This is a genomic window from Flavobacterium sp. (assembly GCF_043773265.1).
GTDB lineage: Bacteria > Bacteroidota > Bacteroidia > Flavobacteriales > Flavobacteriaceae > Flavobacterium.
The window spans coordinates 1-3,139 of the sequence record NZ_JAYVFH010000008.1 but is presented as its reverse complement, the minus strand read 5'-3'; the positions used below and the strand labels follow the sequence as shown (position 1 = coordinate 3,139).

Sequence of the window (3,139 nt, the reverse complement as noted above, 5' to 3'; positions counted from 1 at the left end):
AATCCATAGAACCGCAAACTAATGGCGAGAAAAATGCACCTAAATTGATCCCCATATAAAATATAGTAAATGCACTATCTATTCTCCTATCATTTGCAGGGTATAATTGGCCAACCATTGTAGAAATGTTAGGTTTAAAAAATCCATTACCAACAATAAGTATACTAATTCCGAGATAAAAAGAAAATGCTCCAGGAATTGCCATAATAAATGTGCCAATTGCCATTAAAACTCCACCCCAAAAAACAGATTTTCTAAAACCAAAAATTCTATCAGCAAACATTCCTCCTACAAATGCCATTGCATAAATAAAAGCTTGAATTAATCCATACTTTTTATTAGAGGTGCTTTCTGCCTCATCTCGATATTTTTGTTGCGAGGTTTCTATATAATATCTCGGATGACCTTGAGAAAGTTCTTCTTTATTTTGCTTTAGAAATTCTATTTTTTTAGATTCTAATTCGCTTTTTGACAAAGGATTATAATCTGCAGATAAAACAAGATGTGAAATATACAAAGCCAATAAAGCTCTCATTCCATAAAAGGTAAAACGTTCCCACATTTCTACCATAAATAAATGCCACAATTGTTTTGGATATTTTCCTTTAAAATTTTGAATATCCTCGAGTGTAAGATTCTTTTCCATTTTTAAATTTGATTAAGTAACAAATATAAAAAAACCTCTGAAAAATCAGAGGTTTTGAAATTTATTTTATAAAATGTTATTGAACATTGTTTTCTCTCATAACACCATTTAGCCATTTTAACATTAGGAACAATGCAATCGCTGCTGCTAATACTAATCCGAAATTTAAATAGAAGAAATTTTGTTTTTCTGGCATAGATTCCCAAAGAGAAGATAACATTCCTGATAATTTATTTCCAACTGAAATTGCCAAGAAAAATCCACCCATCATTAACGCTGTAATTCTTGGTGGCGAAAGTTTAGAAACCAATGATAATCCCATTGGAGAAAGGCATAATTCTCCAACAGTAATAACTCCATAAGAAGCGATTAACCACCAAGAGCTAGCTTTCATAGTCATATCGTTAGTTGCAAAAACTGCTCCAACCATAACTAATGCTGACAATGCAGTAATAACTAAACCTAAGAAAATTTTTGTAGGTGTACTTGGTTCTTTCTTTTTTCTTCGCATAAAACCAAAAAAACCAACTACTAATGGAGTTAAAACTACAACCCAAAACGGATTTATAGATTGGTATAACTCTGTTGAATATAATTTTAAATTAGCACCTTTTGCAGGTACTTGATCACCTGGCAAAGTGGAGAAATATTTTCTAGAACTTTCCAACTGACCTATTTCATTTGAAAAATCACCTTTTGCTTTTAATTCTTCGGCAGAAACCGCTGGCATTGCTTCTTCTTTGGCACGCATTTCTGTAATAGTTGCATCAAAAGTTGTTTGGTCTGATGAAACTATATCATTGTTAACCACATTTTGAACCATTCCTATTTTTTCGGCAACATTTGAAACTGTTTCTGGCATATTTCTATCTGTATGGTCTTCTGCCCAAACTGTCAATGCATCACCATTTTGATGAAAAATAGCAAAGAATAAAATCACACAAGTAAAAACAGCTAAAAGTGCTTTAATAGCTCTACTTTCTTTTGCTTCGGCAGTAAATGCAAGATATATAAAGAAACCAATTACTGGTAAACATCCAATAATAAAAGCATCATTAGTATCTGTTCCTAAAAAATTACCTGGTATCATATATCCAATTATTCCAAAAATAAACATTGGAAGAACTGTTAAGCCAAGTATTTTGGTAGTTGGCATATCTCCAGCTTGAACTGGTTTTACAACATCAACGTGTTTTATGTGTTTTGTTCCCATTAAAAAAATCACAACACCAACTAACATTCCTACACCAGCTGCGGCAAAAGCGTGTCCCCAACCATAGTTGATTCTCATGTATGCGGCAACGAAGTTACAAATGAATGCTCCTATATTAATTCCCATATAAAAGATGTTGTAACCAGCATCTTTTTTATCTTTCATATCTTCACCACTATATAAGTTTCCTACAAGTGTTGAAATATTTGGTTTAAAGAATCCGTTACCTAAAATTATAAAAAGTAACGCAATATAAAAAGTTGTTGTGCTATGAATTGACAATAAAAAATATCCAGCAGACATCATTAATCCACCAATAACAATTGACCTTCGATAACCTAGAATTCTATCGGCTAATAATCCGCCAATAAATGGTGTTAAATAAACTAAACCTAAATAGGTTCCATAAATATCTGATTTTTTAGCAGAATCAAATCCCATTCCGCCATTATTCCATCCATCAATCATATACAAAGAAAAAATTCCGAGCATTAAATAATACCCAAATCGTTCCCACATTTCTGTTCCAAATAAATACCAAAGTCCTTTTGGATGTCCTGTTTTTACTGTTGTTTCATTCATTTTTTAATTGTTTTTATTATTGTTTTGGTTAGGTTGGTTATAGTTTTTCTTTAATAAAATTCGTCATTTTATTATACTATTGAATTCTGGTTTTTATTTTTTATATCCAATTTTGGTTCTTTCGTTTTGAGTTGCAATTTCTTTATTTTCCGTCATCAAAAATTGTATGGCTTCAAAAACATCTTCAAATTGGCTGTCGTATTTAGTTTCCAAATCTTTTATTAGAATTTGAAAATTTTCCATATTTAACAAGGTTCTTCTTAACGCTACAAAAGCTCTAACAATAGCGATATTCATTTTTCTTGCTTTTGGGCTTCTCAAAACACTTGCTAACATTGTAACTCCGTGTTCTGTAAAAACATAGGGTAATGAGGCTTTTGGTCTTTTGGATGATCTCAATGTTTGTGTTGATGTCATCACAAATTGTGATGACATCAACGTAAATGCTGACGATGACGACAGTTCCTCCCATTCCTCTTTTGTCAATCTGAACATAAAATCTTCAGGAAAACTATCAATATTTCTTTTTATCGCTTGATTTAAAACTCGAGTTTCAACTTCATAAAGTTCGGCCAAATCAAAATCTAGCATAACTTTAATTCCGTTTATCTCATGAATTTTATTTTGAATCGAAACTATTTGCATTCCTACAACTTCTCTTTAATAAAATTTGTCATTTTATTATACAATTGAATTCT

3 protein-coding genes are annotated in these 3,139 nt (G+C 31.3%); all 3 read right to left on the bottom strand.

Annotated elements, in window-relative coordinates; all coding sequences use genetic code 11:
- Positions 1 to 646 (bottom strand): MFS transporter (locus tag ACH2BO_RS00380; RefSeq protein WP_395042774.1); only part of this gene is annotated, 646 nt, incomplete at its 3' end.
- Between the two features lie 76 nt (positions 647 to 722).
- Positions 723 to 2,441: a peptide MFS transporter gene (locus ACH2BO_RS00375; RefSeq protein WP_395042772.1), complete on the bottom strand. Its 1,719-nt coding sequence runs from the start codon at positions 2,439 to 2,441 to the stop codon at positions 723 to 725.
- A 93-nt stretch (positions 2,442 to 2,534) separates the two neighbouring features.
- Positions 2,535 to 3,086 (bottom strand): ORF6N domain-containing protein, encoded by a 552-nt coding sequence (locus ACH2BO_RS00370; RefSeq protein ID WP_395042771.1) that lies wholly within the window; start codon positions 3,084 to 3,086, stop codon positions 2,535 to 2,537.
- Positions 3,087 to 3,139: the final 53 nt, after the last annotated feature.